This is a genomic window from Bacillus sp. FF-1 (assembly GCF_028548245.1).
In the GTDB taxonomy this organism is placed as follows: domain Bacteria; phylum Bacillota; class Bacilli; order Bacillales; family Bacillaceae_G; genus Bacillus_A; species Bacillus_A paranthracis.
The window spans coordinates 100,815-122,668 of sequence record NZ_JAQQGG010000001.1 but is presented as its reverse complement, the minus strand read 5'-3'; the positions used below and the strand labels follow the sequence as shown (position 1 = coordinate 122,668).

Genomic DNA, 21,854 nt, shown 5'->3' with positions numbered 1-21,854 from the left:
CAATAATTTTGCTTATGTATTTTCAAACTTATTATTTGAAAAAGAAAAAAGGAGCATTCATGATACAACTGAAAAATATACGGTAAATGAAATTAAAATGTGTAACGACAAAAAAGCCGCAATAACGATTGCGGCTCCTGTTACGGTTTTCTTTTATACGTCCACTGACGGTTATGATTCGTGTTATCTGGAAACTTGTCACCAGCAGTTAGTTTCACCATTTGCGGGTCTTTTACCATACTTCCCGTTTCACCAATTTCTACGTAAATGCCATCATTCGGCGCTTTTTGTCCAGAACGAAACCTGCGATTTTGTCCCATTTCCATTCTCCTTCCATGACGTCTTTGCCTCATTAGTATATCCATTTTAAAAGAAAGCTTTTCTGTCATGTTTAGGAAACAGGTACTACATTTCGTTCTTGTACATATACATGAATGACACAAGCTTAAAGCAGGGATTTCTTTCCTATTTGTAGAAAAAAAAGAAACCAACCTACTATAGGCCAGTTTCAAAGGAGAGTCAAACATATACGAGAAGATTACATGTTCATTATAAGCCTCATCATACGAGAAATGTAACCCTTTTCACAATTTGTCCATAATGAAAGAAACATTGTTTGAACTTTCTAAAAAGATGTTGACTTTTCTTAATTTCCAACGAGAAATAGTAGACACCGCAGCACTTTGCGACGTAAGATGGATATATAGTGAACTTTCCATCTTTGGTGGTCTCACCCAGTCTAACCTCTTATTTCTGCAGATTAAAAACGGAAATACAGATAAAAACAAAAAAATATTATAAGAGGTGAAATTATGAACAAACAACATTTAATCGCACTAGACTTAGACGGCACTTTATTAACAGACAACAAAATAATTTCCACTCGAACGAAACATACAATTGCAAAAGCAAAGGAACAAGGACATATTGTTGTTATCTCAACAGGACGTCCATTCCGCGCTAGTTATGATTACTATAAAGAACTTGGTCTAAATACACCAATCGTAAACTTTAATGGCGCTTACGTACATCACCCTCTTGATTCAAAGTGGGGCACACATCACTCTCCTCTTGAGCTAGCAACAGCGCAAGAAATTGTCCGGGCTTGCTTTGATTTTGGCGTAAAAAACATATACGCTGAAGTAATGGACGATGTGTATGTACGTGAAATTGATGAAGATAAAAAACATATTTTCGAATTCGGTTCTCCAAACATTTTTACAGGAGACTTATTAAATATTTTAAATGATCATCCAACTTGCTTATTAATTGACGCACATGACGAGCATTCCAGTGCAATTCGTCAACATTTAACTGATATGCACGCTGAAGTAATCGACCATAGAAAGTGGGGCGCACCTTGGCCGATTATTGAAATTGTAAAAAGCGGATTAAATAAAGCTGTTGGACTACAAAAAATTTCTAGTCATTATAACATTCCACAAGAGCGAATCATCGCTTTCGGTGATGAAGATAACGACTTTGAAATGATTGAATTTGCTGGTCACGGCATCGCAATGGGAAATGCCATCCCTGAATTAAAATCACTCGCAAACCATACGACGCTAACGAACGAAGAAGATGGTATTGCACTATATTTAGAAGAGGTTCTTGGGTTGTAATCTAAAAATTCCCTGCTTATAGTTTCTCGCCAAACGCTCATACTATCATTAGACGCACAAGTTAGCGCGTCGATTGTTTTCAGCTAAATAAAGGGGGTTTTTCGAATGGGTAAAAAGAACAAATCAAAACGTTTTATCCAACAAGGAGCCGATGCTGTTATGAAGCATGATGCAAGATTCCCGTACCGAGGTACATTAGCTGAGGCAGAAAAAGCGAGAAGTAACTCTTCTTTTGGAGGGGTCTAAATGGGGAACTTACTATTTCAACAAGCTAGAGATGCTGTTGCAAATGCTGTATCTTGTTCAAGCGGCGTCGAGCAACAAGATCTCGTATATAGAGCAAAAAATGCTTTGCAATCCGCTTACGCAAATTCTTCAACTGCTGAAAAAGTTCAGCTACGTGAAATGCAAGAGCAGTTGCAAAACATTACGAATGCACATTAAAAAAGAGGACCAGCTTTGGTCCTCTTTAATCTTTTCGAAACAATCCGAACACCCCAACTGTTTGCAGTACGTTTGTAAATGCACCTGGGTCCACTTGTTTAATAACCCTCTCCAATTCGTACAGTTCGTAACGGGTAATAACAATCATTAACATTTCCTTATTTTCATTCGTATAAGCACCAGTTGCTGGTATAGTTGTAATCCCCCTCACTAAGCGTGAGTGAATCGCCTTTCGTACATCCGCCCCATTCTTCGTAACGATTAATGCCGTAATCTTCACATGACGCGTATGAATTGCATCGATGATTCGCGTTGACACATACAAAGTCACTAAAGTATATAATGCTTTTTCCCATCCATACACATAGCCGGCAGCGATAATGATCAGTGCATTAAAGAAGAAAAAATACGTACCGACAGGCTTGTCTTTAATCTTTGATAAAATCATGGCGATTATATCTAAACCACCTGTAGAAGCCCCCCACTTCAACGCAATCCCTACCCCGATTGCTGAAATAAGCCCACCAAAAATCGCATTTAATATGATGTCGTTTGAAACTGCTCTAACTGGAATAATTTCTAAAAACATAGTCATAAAGATAACGCAAAGAAAACTAAAGAAAGTAAAGGCCTTTCCAACCTTTTTCCATGCTAAAATAACGACTGGAATGTTAAACAAGCTAAATAATACCCCGGTTGATATGTGAATAGATAAAAAATCACCTAATATTTGTGATAGCAATTGAGACAATCCAGCAAAGCCACTTGCATACACTTTCGCTGGCGTTAAAAATAAATTCATTCCAATCGCATTTAACAAACCTGCGACGATTACAACGATTAACTTCTTTATAAGTTCGGTATAATTCAACTTCAAATCCATTTCCAATCCACCTTCATTATTCATGAATACACTGCTATACATAGTCTTTACGAAAAAGGAAATGATAAACGTACAACGTTTAGAAATGGAGTTGATACATATGCCACATACGAGTGATAACGACAAAAAAGCACGCGATAATAATGCAAAACGCGCGCAAAAAAATGAGCAAGAACAAAAGAATATAGAGCAAGGTAAGCGTGCTTATTCCAAAAAGACCGATCACCTTTGATCCCATCGTACATCAACAATATTGTTGATGTACTTTTTTTACATTTCACAGGAAAAAACATTAAAAATTCACTTCATGTTCACTTCTATATTCTACAATAGCGATAACATATTCGGATGAGGTGTTAGCATGAGAGGAAAACACATTTTCATTATTACTGCACTACTAAGTATATTAATGCTATCTGCTTGTGGACAAAAAAACGACTCAGATACAGTCGCTACAGCAACCGACTCAACCATTACGAAGAGCGACTTCGAAAAACAGTTGAAAGATCGTTACGGAAAAGACATGCTGTACGAAATGATGGCGCAAGACGTTATCACGAAAAAATATAAAGTATCTGACGATGATGTAGATAAAGAATTACAAAAAGCAAAAAATCAATACGGAGACCAATTTAAAAACGTATTGAAAAACAATGGTTTAAAAGATGAAGCTGATTTCAAAAATCAAATTAAGTTCAAACTTGCTATGAATGAAGCGATTAAGAAAAGTATTACAGAAAAAGACGTGAAAGACCACTATAAACCAGAAATTAAAGCAAGCCATATTTTAGTAAGTGACGAAAATGAAGCGAAAGAAATAAAGAAAAAATTAGATGCTGGTGCTTCATTTGAAGAACTAGCAAAACAAGAATCGCAAGACCTACTATCAAAAGAAAAAGGCGGAGACCTCGGATATTTCAATTCAGGTAGAATGGCACCTGAATTTGAAACTGCTGCCTATAAACTAAAGGTCGGACAAATTAGCAATCCCGTTACATCACCAAACGGTTATCATATTATTAAATTAACTGATAAAAAAGAATTAAAACCCTATGATGAAGTGAAAGACTCTATTCGCAAAAACTTAGAAGAAGAACGTATCTCTGACCCTATATTCGGCAAAAAACTATTGCAAAATGAATTAAAAAAAGCAAATATTAAAATAAACGATAGTGAGTTGAAAGATACGTTTACTCTTGTACATGAGCAAGGGAATTAAAAAAGCACCACCTTATAGGTAAAATATAAGGTGGTGCTTTTTATTTCCTTTATTTCTTAAAGTACGTCCAACCTTCTTCTTGGTAAACCTTTTCTTCTTTCATCAACTTACCAAGTGCACGCTTAAATGCAGCTTTACTCATATTGAAACGTTCTTTAATGTCTTCTGGATAGCTCTTATCCCAAAACGGCATTGCTCCGCCCCGTTCTTCCATATATGCATAAATCACTGTAGCATCATCTTCCATTCCTTCTTCTTTACGAGGAAGAAGTGAAATGTTAATTGTACCGTCATCTTTTACATCAATAATTCGTCCCGTTACACGTTGACCGATACGAACTTGTTCTTTTCTTTCTGTATGATGTAAAAATGCACGAAAATGCTCATCTGTTAATACGAACGAACCAACTTGAAGTGAACGATACACACGTCCGTTTACGTTTTTATTACGCATAGATGGTGTCGCATCTACAACGATTTCTTGCATATCACTATCTCTTGCCGGAAGAGCAATTAAACGATCACGATTCGTTAATTTTAACGTACAATATAATTCATCTCCAACTTCAGGCCATACTGGCATATAAATTGGGAATTCATCAGCTGGAATTAGTATATCTTTTGATACACCAATATCAACAAACACACCTAAACTAGGAATAACTTCTACAACCTTTACCCAGTTCCAATCATATGTTGTAATAATTGGCTCCTTCATTGTTGCCGAAATACGATTTTGGTGGTCAAGGTATAAGAATACATCAATCGTATCGCCTTCTTCAATTTCTCCAGCTACTTCATTTTTATGTAGGAAAATTTCTTCTTCTTCATTTCCAACCATATATCCAATTTCCGTTTCGCGTAAAACAGTTACCTGTTCAATCGATCCTATTTGTAAATACATATTTTTTTAATTCCCTTCTATATATATAAAATGAACTTTTTAACTTTTTATATTTTTATCATTCCAAACAAAAGTTAATTATAACACGATTTTCTCTTTATTTGTCCAACTGCCCAAAATTCACTATAATAAAATGAGGTTACATCATTATAAGTATGAAAACACTTAAGTCTAAGCTCGTTTTCAGCTATACTTTAGTATGTACAGTACATAAAAAGAGTAGAAATTTATTTGGAGGTGCTAACTATGGCAAAAGATAGTTCTTTTGACATCGTTTCGAAAGTAGAATTACCTGAAGTAACAAACGCAATTAACACTGCATTAAAAGAAATCCAAAACCGATATGACTTTAAAGGAAGTAAAAGTGATATTAAACTTGAAAAAGAAGTACTTGTTTTAACTTCTGACGACGAGTTCAAATTAGAGCAAGTAAAAGACGTTCTTATTTCTAAACTCGTAAAACGTAACGTTCCAATTAAGAACTTAGATTACGGAAAAGTTGAAGCGGCAGCTGGTAACACTGTTCGCCAACGTGCAACACTTCAACAAGGTATCGATAAAGATAACGCGAAAAAAATTAACAACATCATTAAAGAAATGAAATTAAAAGTAAAAACACAAGTACAAGATGATCAAGTACGTGTTACAGCGAAAAGCCGTGATGACTTACAAGCAGTTATCGCAGCAGTTCGTAGCGCTGATTTACCAATTGACGTACAATTTATTAACTACCGCTAAAAAGAAAAACATCCTCTATGTAGAGGATGTTTTTCTTTTTAGCTTGTAAAAGTCTAAGCTTACGGGCAATCGGATAAATTTTATGCATAAATGAAGAAGACCCTTTTAAAAATCGGAACAAAAACCTCCCTCCCCAATCAAATGTAACAAATTATGAGTATAAGAATATTTTCCACCCTTTCCTGTAATGTAAAATTAGTAAGGAATTTATTTTATGAAAAATGTTAATTAAAAAGAGTTAGAAGTGGTTATTTGAAGAAATTAATACTATGTTTTTTATTAACTACATTCTGTCTATATATTGCAGGGTGTTCTAATAATATAACTACACCTGGGGATACATCTAAAACTTCAACACCTGCGAATTGTAAATACATCAACAAAGCTTGGTATAAGAAACCTACGAACTGTAATAATCGATGATATAATTCATAAAAAAGACACCATAAGGTGCTTTTTTTATAGAGAATAATAAGATGTTCATCAGAAATTATGAGTGATTTTTTTATTTTGTTGTTCAAAATATTTTTCTTTAACTATTTTTATCAGATCTTCTTTTTCTGTTAGTTCAAAGATAAATAATGCTTTTTTCATATTATCAGCTACATCTTCTTCATTACATTGTTTCAGCTTTAGCATGTTCCAAGCTTTCCCGTAGTATAATTCGCCTAATAAATATAAAGTATTTAGATTAATAGCTAATTTAATACCCATATCATTGTATTTTATTGCCTCTTCATGTCGATTTGCATGACCTAACATTTTCCCTAAATTAAAAATGATTTTTAATTTAATCTCTTTATCTCTAGGGAAATCTAACTTGTTAAAATTAGTTAAACATCTTCTTAATATAGTAATACTCTTTTCATATTCTTTATTTGCCCAATGAAATATAGCCATCGACTGCATAATATCTATTTCTCTTTCCGATAAAAAATCACCATTCGTTACAGTTAGTTTTAGTGCATTATTTAAAAGATTTAAAGCAGTTTTTATTGATTTATTCACATAAAATATAGCAATCGCTTCATGCCATATTAGAAATTGTTTATCTTCTTTTAACTGGAAATTATTTTCGGTTTTCTCTTGTTTCACTATTTCATAAAGTTCATTATATTGTTTTTGTTTTGTACAATCTCTCATTACACATTTTACATTTTCTACATATTTTAGTTTTTTGTTTTGAGTTAGTGCGAAAATATGATTTGGATCAATACCAAGTCTTTCAGATAATTGATATAACAATATGCTAGATGGATAAATCATACCTTTTTCTATTTTGCTAATTTGACTTTGCGAACATATTCCATGACACAATTCAGATTGTGATATATTCTTTTTCATTCTAAGTTCTTTAATGGTAATACCCAAATCGTAAAATTCCATTTTTCCTCCTCAAATATAGCCCTCAATGAGTAACAAAATACTTTTCACCCTTTAATGTAATGTAAAATTAGTATATTTTCAATTATTGTTTCTTCTATCGATTTTTTACTTCTTTGCTCAGTTGCATTTCGAGGTGAGAGTCTTACTTCAAAGAAAAACAGACTAGGGAGAAAGTTTTCTCCTTAGCCTGTCCCACCGAACAAATTCCCCATCGTCACTGTTATCCCCAAAATACAGAATTACGAATACGATAAGAAGACTTGAACATCTCACCTCATCACGCACTTTTAATTGAACACAAAAGAGAATATCCCCTTATTTCCGCTTCTTTTTAACCACAATTAAAAAAGCAATAAACAATACGTTCACACCGACGATTAAAGAAATAAATAGCCAATTCACACCTGTTTCCCCGTTAACTTTATACACATTTGATTCTTCACGCTTTAAAACGAGATAAAATTTTCCGTTTTCTTCTCTTATAATTTCATCTTCTAACAATCCCCTTAGCTCTTGTTTTTCACCAATCGCACTTGCAGGTAAAGCAACTTTTTGTGTTTCTCTCGTATTATTAATCGCTACTACTGTCACTTCATCTTTATACTTTCTCTTTAGTACACTCATTCCATCTTTATCGTATAGAAGCTCAAACGTACCGCGGCGTAAAGATGGTCTCGCTTGTCTAAGCTCACCGAGTTTCGTTATATGTTGCATAAACTTTTCATCTGATTTGAAGTCCATTAATCGTCTATTATCTGGCGTACCTCCTCCATCCAATGCAATTTCAGTTCCGTAATAAAAATTCGGAATACCTGGTGTTGTTAATAAATATGTAAGAGCTAGTTTCAAACGAGATGGTGGATAATTCATATTCTCTTTTGCAATACGAGCAAATCTTTTTGTATCTTGATTATCTAAAAATGTAGCGGCTGCTCCGTCTTTTTTACTTACATCATATAAAGGTTTCACCGATACGTCCGCTTTGGAAAACGCATCTACTATTTTTTCGTTGTATTCACTATCTTCTTTTGTCATAACTCGAAAATCTTTCTTTATCACTTGCATATCTTTTTGCACATCATCCCAAAAAGCAGGCGATTTTTTTTCACTATGTATTACATAACTTGCATCTAAATCAACTTCTTTGATCCACCATTTCATCGAGTCGATTACTTGTTGTTCGTTTTCTCCAAGCGGAAATTGAAATACAACTTTCATTCCTTTTGCATGAGCTTCTTGCACAAGTTCTTTCACATCATTTTCTGTTCCGAAATGTTCATTTACCTTCTGAAAATTGCGCACGTCTAACCCATCGTATTTTACACTTTCAAAAAGCGGCGAAAGCATAACAGTAGTAAATCCCATTTTTTTTATGTAATCCATTCTTTTTATAATACCTCTTATATCTCCGCCCTGATATCCTTCTAAATTGCCAACTTCTAACTGTTTGTCATTTTTCGGTTCCCCATTATTAAAACGATCAATCATAATGGAATATATAACTTCGTCTCGCCACTCTCTTTTTTCGTCTGCAAATGTATGTATTGGTACAAACAAAACGACAGCTAAACAAAAACAAATGAATAGTTTCCTAGTATGTATTTTCCCCACACGCATCCCCCATGTATTTTAATTGTAAGAATATTATACCAATTATCCGAACGAATCGCATACGTTGATTTCATTCTTATCAAATTAATACATGTTAGGTTTTCTAACATTACATATAAAATTTTCTGAATTTTTAGTTGATTTTTCTTTTTATTTCGAATATGATATGAAACATAACAAATTGATGTTATTTTTTCTAACATTACAGGAGGAGAGAGAATGAATACAGGAGATACGGTTTTTATGTTTGTAGCGACAGTAATGGTCATGTTAATGACACCAGGATTAGCACTTTTTTATGGAGGTATGGTTCGCAGTAAAAACGTACTCAGTACGACAATGCATAGTTATAGCGCAATGGCTATCGTTTCGATTCAATGGATTTTAATTGGTTATTCTTTATCATTCGGACCAGATTGGCACGGACTTATCGGCACACTCGATTGGTTCGGTTTAAATGGAGTTACCTACGCACCAAATCCAGACTACTCATCTACTATTCCTCACAATTTATTTATGATGTTTCAACTCATGTTTGCTATTTTAACTCCCGCTCTAATTTCAGGAGCATTTGCCGAAAGAATGCGATTTTCAGCTTTCCTTATTTTCATCCTTCTGTGGACAACAATCGTTTACAATCCTGTCGCTCATTGGGTATGGGGCGTTGGTGGATGGCTAAGAGAACTTGGCACATTAGACTTCGCTGGCGGTAATGTCGTTCATATTACATCTGGCGTGGCTGGCCTCGTATTAGCTATTTTCCTTGGAAAACGCAAAAACATAAACGGTTCGTCTCCTCATCATTTACCATTTACGATGTTAGGCGCTGGTTTACTGTGGTTCGGCTGGTTCGGTTTTAACGTCGGAAGCGCATTATCTTTAAACGACGTAGCTTTAACTGCATTTATTAATACAAATATAGCCGCCGCTGCCTCCGCATTAACTTGGATGCTTTCAGAGTGGTTCTTCCAATCAAAACCGACCGCGATGGGAGCTGCTTGCGGCGTTGTTTCCGGTCTAGTCGCTATTACACCAGCTTGCGGGTTCGTTACACCTTTCTCAGCTCTTCTTATCGGAGCAATTGGCGGCGTATTATGCTTCGGAGCGGTCTTTTTCTTAAAAACAAAATTCGGATACGACGATACACTCGATGCATTTGGATGTCACGGCATCGGCGGAACTTGGGGCGGCATTGCGACAGGACTATTTGCAACTACCACCGTAAACAGTGATGGCGCTAACGGATTATTTTACGGGAACGCCGCGCTGCTGTTGAAACAACTTGTAGCAATCGGCGCAACATATGCGTTCACAATTATAATGACGTACGCGATTATTAAAGCAATTAACTTCTTCCTCCCTGTCCGGGTAGATGAGCACGAGGAACATATGGGACTTGATATTTCAATGCACGGAGAGAAAGCTTATGAATATACTGAGCGAGTGAACTAAAAAAGAGATGCAATCTATTGATAGTAGATTGCATCTCTTTTTTGCATTTATCGGCACTGCATACCCCAGCTAGTATTCCTGTAAATATATCAGCGATTCTTCGGATATATCGACGATTTTTCAAATATATCAGCGATTATTTCAATATATCGACGTTTCGACACGATATATCGATTTACCAACAAATTCCGACATAATGAAACTGAAGAATACCCGCGTGTAACTTTACATAAACAAAAAAGACGACCGTTTCATAACAGTCGTCTTTTCCAATTTATTTCGGAGCATTTCCTACATATTGCGTAATATCAACGTTTAATGCTTGCGCTAAACGCATACCGTACTCTTGATCTGCACGGAAGAAGTTACATACAGCTAGTAATTTCGTACGTTCATTTACGTCTTTTAAGTCATTTGTTAAATTTGCAATTAAGTTGTCTTGCTCTTCTTTAGAGAATGAACGGTAACGCTCACCCGCTTGTTTGAAATCATTTGGTTTGTCAATTTTCTCACGAGATACATAGCCTTCTACTTTCATAGTTGAATCGCGGTAAGCTGGGTCTTCAACTGGATTTTCAGCATGACGGCTCGGTTCATAGTTAATTGTAGATGGGTTTTGATTGATTTGCATCGCACCATCACGTTGTTGATTATGAACAGCTGCGTATGGACAGTTTACAGGAATTTGTAAGTAGTTTGCACCAAGGCGGTAACGCTGTGTATCTGGATAAGAGAATAAACGACCTTGTAATAATTTATCTTCAGATGGTTCAATACCATTTACAGTTGCACTTGGAGAGAACGCTACTTGTTCTACTTCCGCAAAGAAGTTTTTCGGGTTACGATTTAACGTCATTGTCCCTACTTCCATTAATGGGAAACGATCTTCTGGCCATACTTTCGTTGGGTCCAGTGGATCAAAGTCTAAAGAATCCATTTCATCTAGTTGCATCACTTGTACGTGTAAATCCCATTTCGGGTAATTTCCTTTTTCGATTGCATCGAATAAGTCACGAGTTGCATGGTTGAAGTCTTTTCCTTGTACTTCTTGCACTTCTTTTGCACTTAAGTTACGTACACCTTGCTGTGGCTTCCAATGATATTTAATGTAGACGATTTTACCTTCCGCATTAATCCATTTGAATGAATGTACACCGAAACCTTCCATTTCACGATAGCTTGCTGGTGTACCGTAATCAGAAAATACCCATGTCATCATATGTGTAGATTCTGGACTTAACGTCATGAAATCCCAGTAACGATCTGGTGTTTGAATATTTGTATCAGGTGCTGGTTTTAAAGAATGCACCATATCAGGGAATTTAATTGCATCACGAATGAAGAAGACTGGTAAATGGTTACCTACAATATCGTAATTTCCTTCTTCTGTATAAAATTTAACAGCGAAACCGCGTGGATCACGTGCTGTTTCAGGAGAACCTTGACCATGAATAACCGTTGAAAAACGAACAAATACAGGCGTTTCAGTTCCTTCATTTTGTAAAAATGCTGCTTTCGTATATTGCTTCATGCTATTTTTCGTAACGAATACACCGTGAGCACCTGCACCACGTGCGTGCACAACACGCTCTGGAATACGTTCACGATCAAAGTGAGCCAATTTTTCTACTAAATGATAATCTTCTAATAATACCGGTCCACGGCGACCAGCTGTACGAGAATTTTGGTTATCTCCGACCGGAGCACCTTGGTTTGTTGTTAAGCGATTATTTGGATTCATCTAGGGGGATCCTCCTCTTTCTTTCATAGTAATTATTATTTATTTAAAATTATTATAAATTAATTATTATTCAAAATTAGTTCTTTGTCAACTATTTCTTTCATTTTTCTGGAAACAATTGTAGCTAAACAATCAATAAATGTAGATTGTGCATTCGGCATATTTGGTCTAAAATACGCAGCATTTAATTCATCCGTCACAACTTTACACTCGTAATCGTTGTCATATAAAACTTCTAAATGCTCTGCCACAAAACCAACTGGGCAATATATGAAAGATTTATATCTATGCTCTTCAAATAAATCTCTCGTTAAATCTTGCACATCCGGTCCAATCCATGGATCAGGTGTATTTCCGGCACTTTGCCAACCTATTGTATAGTTTTGGATGTTTGCAGCTGCTGCGATTAAATCCGCCGTATGCTGCAATTGCTCCACATAAGGATCACCTGCTGCAATAATTTTTTCTGGTAAACTATGCGCTGAAAAAATTACAACCGCTTTCTCTTTATCTTCAATTTTTGTAAATGTTTCTTTTATTTGATCTGCCCAATACGAAATAAACTTCGGTTCATCATACCATTGTTCAATTGGTTCAATAACAGGACCACCTATTTCCTCCGAGAGACGAATTGCACGCTCGTTATATGCCTTAATGCTAAAGGTAGAATAATGCGGCGCTAATACGATACTAATTGCTTGCTCAATTCCATCGCGCTTCATCTCTTCTACTGCATCTTCTATAAACGGAGCAGTATGTTTTAAGCCTAAGTAACAATTAAATTCATACTCTGTAAACATATTATTCATTGAGTCTGTTAATTTATGCGCTTGCTCTTTCGTAATTTTTGCAAGCGGTGAAATTCCACCAATCGCTTTATAGCGTCCAATTAAATCTTGGAGTGCTTCTTCTGATGGCTTACGCCCATGACGAATATGTGTATAATATGCCTCTACTTCATCTAATGAATCCGGCGTTCCATACGCCATTACGAGTAAACCTATTTTTTTCTTTTTCATCTATATAACACCTCAATTTTATAAATGAGAATCTTTTTCAAGAACATTTGTTTCCAATTATAACAACTAATAATAAGTACGTAAAGATAATTATTCTAAATAAGTATTTTCTCTAATATGATTTTGAATTTTATATGACAATTTATTTAATAAAAAGCGACTTACTTATAAAGTAAGTCGCTTTTCTCCTATTCTTTAATATTTACTCCATATTCTTTAAACCAAACGTGAATTTGTGCTAAATGAGCTAAAAGTTGTGGCCCAGTCATTAATTGACCATACCATGGCGTTTGGAATGCACTGCCGCCTGACTCAATTAATCCACTCAGCTGTTCTTTATCAAATAGCTCGTGTAAAATCGAGCCTTTATCTGTTAATAAATCTTGTATCCATACTGTTACTGCTTTCGTATAGTGCGGATTATGTGTTTTTGGATACGGGCTCTTCTTTCTATATAATATCTCATTTGGAAGTAACCCTTCTAACGCTTTACGCAATAGACCTTTTTCGCGGTTTTTATACATTTTCATTTCCCAAGGAATATTCCACGCATATTCGACAAGCCGATGATCTGCAAATGGAACGCGTACTTCTAAGCTCGCCCCCATACTCATACGGTCTTTTCTGTCTAATAATGTTGTCATAAACCATACCATATTTAAATAAAATAATTGGCGTCTTTTTGCTTCTAGCGGACTTTCCCCATCTAAAATAGGAACTTCTTGAATGGACTCTTCATAGCGCTGCTGTACATATTGTTGTAAATTTAATTTATTTCTCCATTCTTTCTTTAGCAATTGTTCACGCGCTTCTGTAGAACGCATCCACGGAAATGCGCTCGATTGTAAATCATCTTCTCTATAAAACCACGGATAACCACCAAATATTTCATCTGCACATTCCCCAGATAAACCGACGACAAAATCTTGTTTAATTTCGCGGCAAAACCATAATAATGACGAATCGATATCTGCCATACCAGGCAAATCACGAACGAGTACTGCTTCTGTTAAATACTGCGCTAATTGTTCATTTGAAATGACGCAGCGATGATGGATCGTTTGAAACGTCTCCGTCATCAAATGAATAAATGGTGCATCTGAATTTGGCTGAAACGCATTTGCTTTAAAGTATTTGTCATTATCTTCGTAATCAACCGAATACGTGTGTAATTGACCTTTTCCCGATCTTTCGTATTCTTTTGCAGCAATTGCTGTTATAGCGCTTGAATCTACACCGCCTGATAAAAAAGTACATAATGGTACATCAGAAACGAGCTGCCTTGTAATCGAATCTTGTAATAAAAATCGTGTTTTTTCTACTGTTTCTTCAAAGGAATCTTCATGCTTTTTACTTTCTACATTCCAATATCTCCATATGCATAAACCGTTCTTTGAAAATGTCATCGCATGACCTGGACGTAATTCTTTTATACCAGCATAAATGCCGTGGCCAGGCGTTCTAGATGGTCCAAGGCCAAATATTTCAGATAATCCTTCTAACGTCACTTCCGCCTTCACATCTGGATGCGCCAATATCGCTTTTAACTCTGAGCCAAATAGTAATCGCCCACTGTCATATTTATAAAATAGTGGTTTTACCCCTAATCGATCGCGCGCAATAAACACTTGTTCTTTCTGTTCATCCCATACAGCAAACGCATATATACCGTTTAAATGATCGACACATTCTTCTTTCCATTCCATATACGATGCTAATAGTACTTCCGTATCAGAATGACCTTTGAACGTATATCCTCTTCTTAATAGTTCCTTTCGAATATCTTCCGTGTTATACAGTTCGCCGTTATAGCAAATTGCATAATTTGCTTCATCTTTTAAACAAGTCATCGGCTGTTTACCACCTTCAGGATCAACAACGATTAACCGTTTATGCCCAAATGCGACATTGCCTTTAATCCAAACTTTATTATCATCTGGGCCACGCTTCGCTAACGTCTCAGCCATCTTCGTAACGACGTCCCGTTCTCCTTCTAATGAGCGTTTATAATCCACCCATCCTGTAATCCCGCACATATAAATCATCCTTCCATCTTATTTCTTTTCTTGAACGTGCAGTAATCCCCACCCTAAGAGGTGCGGATTACAAAATGAAAAACTTGACGATAACCTACTATCCATATACGGAATAGCATTTTCACTCAGTAAAACGTGTTTTATTGTATGCCCACCTATGTGTAGATGTGTCTAGTTATAAAGAATGCACGAACTGTCTATAACAGGAATAACTACTTTTCAAAAGGAGAAATCGTGTATGATACAACGTAAACATATTTTATATAACCAGCCTCGCGCTCATACGGTCGGTAATGTAGAATATATAAACAATGAATGGGTATTCTTTGATGATGAAAATGAGGAAGCATTTTTATTAGAAGATATTGCCGAAGATGGATTTGAAATTTTATATAACAACAACTGGCTACCGGCTCGTTTCTATGAACAAGATATATTACAAATCGCCAACGAACAGCACCATTTGCAAAATGGGGAAATGATACGCATTCGTAAAAAATTACTCCTTAGCTATACAGAATGGCTTGAGGAATTACCTGACTCTGTCTTCGCCTTATTAACAGAGGCATTGCAATCACTTCATTACTCTTTATATGATTGCATGTATTGTCATAATTATTTATCCTTTTTACCGAAAGAGGAAGCATGCGAAGGAGTAAATATTCTTTTATTTGATAACGAAGAGATGATTTGTACACTGCAGCACCATTTCGTTCGTCACGCTACGTCAAATAAAAATATGTTTCGTTTTACGAAAGTAAACGGAGAAGAGTTGCATATCGATGCAACATAAAATAAAAAACCACCTTATCTCCCAAACATTTGAGATTATAAGGTGGTTTTATTTTCTTTATTAGAATACTTGCCAACCAATCGGTAATTTCAGTCCTAGATAAAATACCGCTACAAGCGCGATAATAAATAATCCCCAGAATGCCCCCGTTGCCTTGTTCTTGCTCATTTTCACAAGAACCATTTCCATTCCAGCGATAACTAAAATACCAGCTAGCATTTTTAAACCATACCACATGTGCATGTTACTTGTTGCAGTCTTCATAATACCCATGTACAACATGAAACCTGTCACAATAATGATAATGTACATAAGACGAAGCCCCATATGTACACCTTTCCCTTTTCTTCCTGCTGAATAAAGTGAATACGCAACGAAAAATAAAATTAAACCTAACGCCCATGCTGTAATATGCATATGTACCATCGTATCCCTTACCTCCTCTTTTCACACTTTTTCACTCTATATGATAACATGTTCATTTATTTTCAGGAAATGTTTCGCTTTTTTACATTTAAATGCTATAATATTTAGAGTATTTACAAACTTCTTGTAATAACAAAAGGGGGAACAATCATGATTCAAACTAAGGATATTATCGAACTTACAGACACATACGGGGCAAATAACTATCACCCACTTCCAATCGTTATTTCTAAAGCAGAAGGCGTTTGGGTAGAAGATCCTGAAGGAAACCGCTATATGGACTTATTAAGTGCATATTCGGCAGTAAACCAAGGTCATCGTCACCCAAAAATTATTAACGCTTTAATTGACCAAGCTAATCGTGTTACGTTAACTTCTCGTGCTTTCCATAGCGATCAATTAGGTCCTTGGTACGAAAAAGTTGCGAAACTAACTAATAAAGAAATGGTACTTCCAATGAATACAGGTGCAGAAGCTGTTGAAACTGCAATTAAAACAGCTCGCCGCTGGGCTTATGATGTGAAGAAAGTAGAAGCAAACCGTGCTGAAATTATCGTTTGTGAAGATAACTTCCACGGACGTACGATGGGTGCTGTTTCTATGTCTTCAAACGAAGAGTACAAGCGCGGATTCGGTCCAATGCTTCCTGGCATCGTTGTAATTCCTTACGGTGATTTAGAAGCGTTAAAAGCTGCTATTACACCAAACACAGCTGCATTCATTTTAGAGCCAATCCAAGGTGAAGCAGGGATTAACATCCCCCCAGCTGGTTTCTTAAAAGAAGCTCTTGAAGTATGTAAAAAAGAAAACGTTTTATTCGTAGCAGATGAAATCCAAACTGGCTTAGGCCGTACTGGTAAAGTATTTGCTTGTGACTGGGACGGTGTAACTCCTGACATGTACATACTTGGTAAAGCGCTTGGCGGCGGCGTATTCCCAATCTCTTGCGTTGCAGCAAACCGCGACATTTTAGGGGTATTTGAGCCAGGTTCTCACGGTTCTACATTCGGTGGTAATCCACTTGCATGTGCTGTTTCTATCGCAGCTCTTGAAGTGTTAGAAGAAGAAAAATTAACAGAGCGTTCTCTTCAATTAGGTGAAAAATTAGTTGGACAATTAAAAGAAATCGATAACCCAATGATTACTGAAGTTCGCGGTAAAGGTTTATTTATCGGTATCGAATTAAACGAGCCAGCTCGCCCTTACTGTGAACAACTAAAAGCAGCTGGACTGTTATGTAAAGAAACACACGAAAACGTAATTCGTATCGCACCACCTCTAGTAATCTCTGAAGAAGATTTAGAGTGGGCATTCCAAAAAATTAAAGCTGTATTATCGTAATAATAGAGAGGTTGTCCTACATGTTGGGACAACCTCTTTCATTTTATATTGATTTATACTAAAATAAAATTGTAATTTTCTGTATTTTAAATTCATAAAGGAGGTGCGATATGTTATTAAGATACGGCAAACATATTAACTATTTAGCTACAACTTTTCTTTTAGTTACATTCTTTGGCTTCCTAGTTTCCGTAACATCGCTTAGTCACTACTCAACTCCCACTACATTCACACTACTGAAAGCATCATTTTGGACTACTGTTATTCTTACTATCATTGGTTTTGGACGCGAAAAAAGCGCACTTACGGTTATACTATTTGGCATTTGTACACTTGCAGTCATTGGTCTTTACACTTTTTCCGTTATCGATTACCTCTATCACCCAAGACCATAGAAAAGAGCTATCTTATTAATAAGATAGCTCTTTTCTTCACTTCACTACATTTCGCAAAGTACCAATTCCTTCTACTGTAACAACTACTTCATCACCGGCATGCAAAAACTTCGGTGGTGTGAAACCTTTTCCAACACCAGCCGGGGTTCCTGTTGCAATAATATCTCCTGGTTCTAATGTCATTCCTTTACTTATCGTTGAAATGATTTCTTCTATTGAAAAAATCATTTTATTTGTATTTGAAGTTTGTCTTACTTCTCCATTTACTACCGTTTCAATGTGTAACGCATTTGGCGCACTAACCATCGATTTATGAATTAAATACGGTCCCATCGGACAAAATGTATCGAAACTTTTTCCAAGGAAAAATTGCTTATGCTTCCTTTGAATATCGCGAGCAGTTATATCATTTATAATGGTATAACCAAAAACATGCTCAAGCGCTTTTTCTTTTTTTATTTGTTTCCCTCGCTTACCAATGACGATAGCTAGTTCCCCTTCATAGTCTAATTCATTTGTTGCGTGGGGATGACTATTAATTTTTTCATCCATTCCAATCACTGTCGTTGGTGCTTTCGTAAAGATCATTATATTTTCTGGAATTGACTCTACGCCGCCCATTTCCATCGCATGCTCACGATAATTTTTTCCAACGCAAAGAATATTCTTTCTTGGCCTTGGAATTGGTGCTAATATTTTCACCTCAGTTAACGGGTAATACGCCGTTCCTTCATTTTCCTTCGCCCAATTGACAATTTCACACATTTTTTCAACACATTCGGTTCCTCTTTCAATACATTCTAACATTGTAATAGGGATTGTAACCTTTTCTCCCTTTTGCCTTTGCGCTTCTCTTAAGTGCAATACCTTTTCTTCTTCTTCATCCACAATACCTACAAATACCTTTTCTTCTTTTTTCGCCGTTACCAAACGCAACATTTCCACTCTCCATCCTAAAACTCATACCTTTTAATTGTATTCGCATCTGTAAGAAAAAAACCTTCTCATACACGCTAATTTTTACAATATTCTTCTCATATCCGATTCGTTACTCCTTTATCATTTGGCATAAAATGTAGAAATTTTACTTTTTTTAGCGAATGCATTTCTTTTTTATGTTTTTTTTGTATAATATGTACTACATATATACTAAAAATTTCATTTAGAGATGGAGCCGATTTCAATGTTTGAGCAAGCGATTGAAAAAAAACGTGAAAAAATGATTTATTTTGCTGAACGCTACGGAATGACTTCTCAAAAAACAGTGGATTGTAGCCAAGAACTGGACAGGCTCTTAAATGCAATTTGGCATGTACATACGGATTTTCACCCTAATCAAACACTCGACACACACACACAATAACGTGTGTGTTTCTTTTATTTCAAAAAAACACACATTTTATTAAAAACGCCCATACAATAGTAGAAAAGAAAATTTTAAAAACGAAAGGTGTTTTGTATGCCAGCTATGGTCGGACATATTCGTATCGTTAATATTGGATCAAGTGGTATTTTTCATATTGGAGATGTATTTGCGATTAGGCCTATTAGTTATTCACGCGCTTTCGCTGGGGCCGGCTCTTTTAATGTTGGAGATAACGTTTCTGTCTACAATTATCAAAGCGCAACGACTGTTAATGATTCAGATGTTGTTGATCAAGCGATAATTGGTTCAACTTAAAGGGGGCGATTGTATTGAATTTTTATGTAAACCAAAGCATCATCATTAACAGTATTAAAATTGATAGCATTACAACCTCTTCTGTATTCCAGATTGGTACTGCCGGAAGTATTAAAGCCCTATCTAAATTCTCAAATACTGGCGGATTTACAGAACCCCTTCGCCCATTACAAGCGAAAGGACAAATTATTTCTATCAAACCATCAACTAGTTCTTCTTAAGACATCCTTGTCATAAATATATAGTAGGAATATATTTACCCTCCCTATTGAAAAGGAGGTTTCACAAATGAATCAAGATATATATACTTACTTACACCAACTTCAACAAGCTCTTCAAGCACAACAAGCGACCATTCTTAACTTAGAAGATCAAGTTCGTCAATTACAAGAAGAGCTTAATGAATTAAAAAGTCGCCCCTCCTCTTCTATAGGAAAAGTGGAATATAAATTCGATCAATTAAAAGTAGAAAATTTAAATGGCACTTTAAATATTGGATTAAATCCATTTTCAACAAAAGGACAACAAATTGAGGATTTTCAAGTTGACACGGAAACTTTGAAGGTCAATCCTGAAACAGATACAAACCCAGACTTTTACCAAGGTATCCTTCAGGAAATGCATCGTTACTTAGATGAAGAAGCATATAATCGAATTCTCCATTTTGAACAGGAAGAGAGAACGCCGCTCGATGAAATGTATCGACAAATGATGGTTGACGACATAAAGAAACAGATGGAGCATAGACTTCCTTATTATTTATCACAAGCACAATCACATGAAGGGATTTCAACAGATCCAGATTATTTACGAGATATCATTATTCAAGCTATGAAACATGATATCGACAAAGCCTTCCTCTCTTTTATTCAACACATACCGGGCAATTTCCGAAAGGAGTAAGTATGTATGAACCTTAACGTTGTAAACCGCGAGTTCAAAGTCGGACAGATTAAAATGAACGGTGTATCGTCGTCCGCACTCTTTTTAATTGGGGATGCAAATTTCCTCATTCTATCTTCTATTCTTGATACGCCGTTTGAAACTGTTACAGAGGGTCCATTTGTGCCATTAGTAACAGATGTCCCTCCTACTCCAGGTTAAGGAGACTGAGAAATTATGTTACATCACGTGTCTATTGTCCAAAATGTTTCTATTGTTTCGTTAGGGATTGCTGCCGTATTTCAAGTTGGAGATGCCAATCAAATGGAATTAAAAAGTAGAGCTCTTGCCGTTCACCGGGAATTCCCTTGTTATATAAAAGACGAAGGTCGCTTAGATGCATTTGAAATCTTTACAGATGAATACATTACAATCCCGAAACGAACGACAGATGTAAAATTAAACATTGTAAATGAATGTCCTTTTATTGAAGTGAATAACGTTGAATTGCGCACACTTTTAAACTCTGGTGGATTTCAAATTGGAAATGTTGATTATGTTTTTAATAACTCTCGTATTATGCAAATTCGCCAATATATTACAGATGAACCTTCCGCACAATAATTCATATAGTAATTACAAAGTTTAGTAAAGTAGGTGGATGGTATGCCTTCTGTTGTTGGAAATCTCGTCGTGCAAAACAGTAATGGTTCTTTCAATTTAGGGGATTTTTATAACGTTTCTCCGAAAGAAAATACGAAAGCTTATAATGGATCTGGAGCTTCCAATGTTGGATTTGTCGTGAATACTTTTAACGGTGTTAGTGCAACAAATACGTTTGATTCTGATGTGGCGGATCAAGACCAGATTGGAACAGCTTAATCAAACAGTTGCCCTGTAATTACTCTTTATAGGTAGATAGTAAAAGAGTCCATCTAACGTGATGGACTCTTTTCTATTTCTTCTAGAAGAGCATAGCACTCTTTTTATTTAAATGATAATCCTTGTTCCTCCAAAGCCTTTCTAAGCTTCGGCATCGACGCAGGTCCCATACCATGCAGTTTTAAAACTTCTTTCTCACTATACTTTGAGAGTTCTTCTACAGTGTGAATTCCATGATGCTCTAGCGCCCTTCTTGCTGGCGCTGAAAGAAGGGAAAGAAACCCTTCTTTTGGCGTTCTCTCTTTCTCACAGGTTGGGCAAGTTGGACAATCGCTACTTTTATAGTACTCATGTCCTTTTTCACACGTTCTTAACGTTTTTTCCGTTACCATTTGCAAG

At 35.9% G+C, this 21,854-nt stretch carries 28 protein-coding genes; 17 read left to right on the top strand and 11 right to left on the bottom strand.

What is annotated here, in order from left to right; all coding sequences use genetic code 11:
* Window positions 1-140: 140 nt before the first annotated feature.
* Window positions 141-320: a YjzC family protein gene (locus PQF83_RS00670; RefSeq protein WP_000531418.1), complete on the bottom strand. Its 180-nt coding sequence runs from the start codon at window positions 318-320 to the stop codon at window positions 141-143.
* Between the two features lie 492 nt (window positions 321-812).
* Between PQF83_RS00670 and PQF83_RS00665 the strand changes: the two genes are divergently transcribed.
* The 3 genes from PQF83_RS00665 to PQF83_RS00655 all read left to right on the top strand — a co-directional run bounded on the left by PQF83_RS00665 (window position 813) and on the right by PQF83_RS00655 (window position 2,066).
* On the top strand, window positions 813-1,622 hold the full coding sequence (locus tag PQF83_RS00665; RefSeq protein WP_001041235.1) for a Cof-type HAD-IIB family hydrolase: 810 nt from the start codon (window positions 813-815) through the stop codon (window positions 1,620-1,622).
* A gap of 105 nt (window positions 1,623-1,727) precedes the next feature.
* Window positions 1,728-1,868, top strand: a complete 141-nt coding sequence (locus tag PQF83_RS00660) for a hypothetical protein (RefSeq protein WP_000516816.1) — start codon at window positions 1,728-1,730, stop codon at window positions 1,866-1,868.
* Window positions 1,869-2,066, top strand: a complete 198-nt coding sequence (locus PQF83_RS00655; protein ID WP_000527400.1) for a DUF3813 domain-containing protein — start codon at window positions 1,869-1,871, stop codon at window positions 2,064-2,066.
* A 25-nt stretch (window positions 2,067-2,091) separates the two neighbouring features.
* On the opposite strand, the gene PQF83_RS00650 is transcribed toward PQF83_RS00655, so the two are convergent.
* Window positions 2,092-2,949: a YitT family protein gene (locus PQF83_RS00650; RefSeq protein WP_000364453.1), complete on the bottom strand. Its 858-nt coding sequence runs from the start codon at window positions 2,947-2,949 to the stop codon at window positions 2,092-2,094.
* A gap of 100 nt (window positions 2,950-3,049) precedes the next feature.
* Between PQF83_RS00650 and PQF83_RS00645 the strand changes: the two genes are divergently transcribed.
* Both PQF83_RS00645 and prsA read left to right on the top strand, forming a co-directional pair.
* Window positions 3,050-3,181, top strand: coding sequence for a DUF3941 domain-containing protein (locus PQF83_RS00645; RefSeq protein WP_001120845.1), 132 nt, complete (start codon window positions 3,050-3,052; stop codon window positions 3,179-3,181).
* 129 nt (window positions 3,182-3,310) lie between these two features.
* Window positions 3,311-4,168 (top strand): peptidylprolyl isomerase PrsA, encoded by an 858-nt coding sequence (prsA, locus tag PQF83_RS00640; RefSeq protein WP_001214230.1) that lies wholly within the window; start codon window positions 3,311-3,313, stop codon window positions 4,166-4,168.
* Between the two features lie 49 nt (window positions 4,169-4,217).
* Here the strand turns inward: prsA and PQF83_RS00635 are convergent, their stop codons facing one another.
* Window positions 4,218-5,072 carry a CvfB family protein gene (locus PQF83_RS00635; protein WP_000281267.1) on the bottom strand — a complete coding sequence of 285 codons (855 nt, stop codon included), beginning with the start codon at window positions 5,070-5,072 and terminating at the stop codon, window positions 4,218-4,220.
* A gap of 246 nt (window positions 5,073-5,318) precedes the next feature.
* Between PQF83_RS00635 and PQF83_RS00630 the strand changes: the two genes are divergently transcribed.
* Window positions 5,319-5,810, top strand: a complete 492-nt coding sequence (locus tag PQF83_RS00630) for a YajQ family cyclic di-GMP-binding protein (protein ID WP_001040153.1) — start codon at window positions 5,319-5,321, stop codon at window positions 5,808-5,810.
* A 483-nt stretch (window positions 5,811-6,293) separates the two neighbouring features.
* Here the strand turns inward: PQF83_RS00630 and PQF83_RS00625 are convergent, their stop codons facing one another.
* Both PQF83_RS00625 and PQF83_RS00620 read right to left on the bottom strand, forming a co-directional pair.
* Entirely contained in the window at window positions 6,294-7,196 is a 903-nt protein-coding gene (locus PQF83_RS00625; protein WP_000397901.1) for a helix-turn-helix domain-containing protein, read from the bottom strand.
* A gap of 315 nt (window positions 7,197-7,511) precedes the next feature.
* Complete coding sequence (locus PQF83_RS00620) at window positions 7,512-8,813, bottom strand: alpha-amylase family glycosyl hydrolase (protein ID WP_048520013.1); 1,302 nt, start codon at window positions 8,811-8,813, stop codon at window positions 7,512-7,514.
* Between the two features lie 213 nt (window positions 8,814-9,026).
* Between PQF83_RS00620 and PQF83_RS00615 the strand changes: the two genes are divergently transcribed.
* Window positions 9,027-10,259, top strand: a complete 1,233-nt coding sequence (locus tag PQF83_RS00615) for an ammonium transporter (protein ID WP_001091646.1) — start codon at window positions 9,027-9,029, stop codon at window positions 10,257-10,259.
* 274 nt (window positions 10,260-10,533) lie between these two features.
* Here the strand turns inward: PQF83_RS00615 and katB are convergent, their stop codons facing one another.
* From katB to asnB, 3 genes are all read right to left on the bottom strand, one after another.
* A complete protein-coding gene (gene katB / locus PQF83_RS00610; RefSeq protein WP_001069173.1) occupies window positions 10,534-12,000 on the bottom strand; it encodes a catalase KatB in 1,467 nt (488 codons plus the stop codon).
* 59 nt (window positions 12,001-12,059) lie between these two features.
* Complete coding sequence (hemH, locus tag PQF83_RS00605) at window positions 12,060-13,019, bottom strand: ferrochelatase (RefSeq protein WP_000727370.1); 960 nt, start codon at window positions 13,017-13,019, stop codon at window positions 12,060-12,062.
* 188 nt (window positions 13,020-13,207) lie between these two features.
* On the bottom strand, window positions 13,208-15,055 hold the full coding sequence (gene asnB / locus PQF83_RS00600) for an asparagine synthase (glutamine-hydrolyzing) (protein WP_000333979.1): 1,848 nt from the start codon (window positions 15,053-15,055) through the stop codon (window positions 13,208-13,210).
* A 238-nt stretch (window positions 15,056-15,293) separates the two neighbouring features.
* Here asnB and PQF83_RS00595 point away from each other — a divergent pair, with 238 nt between their 5' ends.
* Entirely contained in the window at window positions 15,294-15,848 is a 555-nt protein-coding gene (locus tag PQF83_RS00595; protein ID WP_000616053.1) for a DUF2777 domain-containing protein, read from the top strand.
* Between the two features lie 60 nt (window positions 15,849-15,908).
* On the opposite strand, the gene PQF83_RS00590 is transcribed toward PQF83_RS00595, so the two are convergent.
* Window positions 15,909-16,274 (bottom strand): YisL family protein, encoded by a 366-nt coding sequence (locus PQF83_RS00590; RefSeq protein ID WP_000233491.1) that lies wholly within the window; start codon window positions 16,272-16,274, stop codon window positions 15,909-15,911.
* A 150-nt stretch (window positions 16,275-16,424) separates the two neighbouring features.
* On the opposite strand from PQF83_RS00590, the gene rocD reads away from it, so the two are divergent.
* Window positions 16,425-17,615, top strand: coding sequence for an ornithine aminotransferase (gene rocD, locus PQF83_RS00585; RefSeq protein WP_000616655.1), 1,191 nt, complete (start codon window positions 16,425-16,427; stop codon window positions 17,613-17,615).
* Between the two features lie 110 nt (window positions 17,616-17,725).
* Window positions 17,726-18,010 (top strand): hypothetical protein, encoded by a 285-nt coding sequence (locus PQF83_RS00580; protein ID WP_000926869.1) that lies wholly within the window; start codon window positions 17,726-17,728, stop codon window positions 18,008-18,010.
* A 36-nt stretch (window positions 18,011-18,046) separates the two neighbouring features.
* Here PQF83_RS00580 and PQF83_RS00575 read toward each other — a convergent pair whose 3' ends face one another.
* Window positions 18,047-18,949, bottom strand: coding sequence for a fumarylacetoacetate hydrolase family protein (locus tag PQF83_RS00575; protein WP_000945298.1), 903 nt, complete (start codon window positions 18,947-18,949; stop codon window positions 18,047-18,049).
* A gap of 244 nt (window positions 18,950-19,193) precedes the next feature.
* Between PQF83_RS00575 and PQF83_RS00570 the strand changes: the two genes are divergently transcribed.
* The 7 genes from PQF83_RS00570 (at window position 19,194) to gerPF (ending at window position 21,455) form a co-directional block, all read left to right on the top strand.
* The gene (locus tag PQF83_RS00570; protein ID WP_000462840.1) at window positions 19,194-19,373 is read left to right on the top strand and encodes an aspartyl-phosphate phosphatase Spo0E family protein; all 180 of its coding nucleotides are present in this window, start codon (window positions 19,194-19,196) and stop codon (window positions 19,371-19,373) included.
* 96 nt (window positions 19,374-19,469) lie between these two features.
* Window positions 19,470-19,691 (top strand): spore germination protein GerPA, encoded by a 222-nt coding sequence (gene gerPA, locus PQF83_RS00565; RefSeq protein WP_001111188.1) that lies wholly within the window; start codon window positions 19,470-19,472, stop codon window positions 19,689-19,691.
* Window positions 19,692-19,705: 14 nt separating this feature from the next.
* A complete protein-coding gene (gerPB, locus tag PQF83_RS00560) occupies window positions 19,706-19,912 on the top strand; it encodes a spore germination protein GerPB (RefSeq protein WP_001012508.1) in 207 nt (68 codons plus the stop codon).
* A 67-nt stretch (window positions 19,913-19,979) separates the two neighbouring features.
* Window positions 19,980-20,594 carry a spore germination protein GerPC gene (gerPC, locus tag PQF83_RS00555; protein WP_001070747.1) on the top strand — a complete coding sequence of 205 codons (615 nt, stop codon included), beginning with the start codon at window positions 19,980-19,982 and terminating at the stop codon, window positions 20,592-20,594.
* 6 nt (window positions 20,595-20,600) lie between these two features.
* Window positions 20,601-20,795 (top strand): spore germination protein GerPD, encoded by a 195-nt coding sequence (gene gerPD / locus PQF83_RS00550; RefSeq protein WP_001052802.1) that lies wholly within the window; start codon window positions 20,601-20,603, stop codon window positions 20,793-20,795.
* A 15-nt stretch (window positions 20,796-20,810) separates the two neighbouring features.
* Window positions 20,811-21,197: a spore germination protein GerPE gene (locus PQF83_RS00545; protein ID WP_000902335.1), complete on the top strand. Its 387-nt coding sequence runs from the start codon at window positions 20,811-20,813 to the stop codon at window positions 21,195-21,197.
* 42 nt (window positions 21,198-21,239) lie between these two features.
* Complete coding sequence (gerPF, locus tag PQF83_RS00540) at window positions 21,240-21,455, top strand: spore germination protein GerPF (protein WP_001141566.1); 216 nt, start codon at window positions 21,240-21,242, stop codon at window positions 21,453-21,455.
* A gap of 104 nt (window positions 21,456-21,559) precedes the next feature.
* Here the strand turns inward: gerPF and PQF83_RS00535 are convergent, their stop codons facing one another.
* Window positions 21,560-21,847: an RNA polymerase alpha subunit C-terminal domain-containing protein gene (locus tag PQF83_RS00535; protein WP_000255720.1), complete on the bottom strand. Its 288-nt coding sequence runs from the start codon at window positions 21,845-21,847 to the stop codon at window positions 21,560-21,562.
* Window positions 21,848-21,854 lie beyond the last annotated feature (7 nt).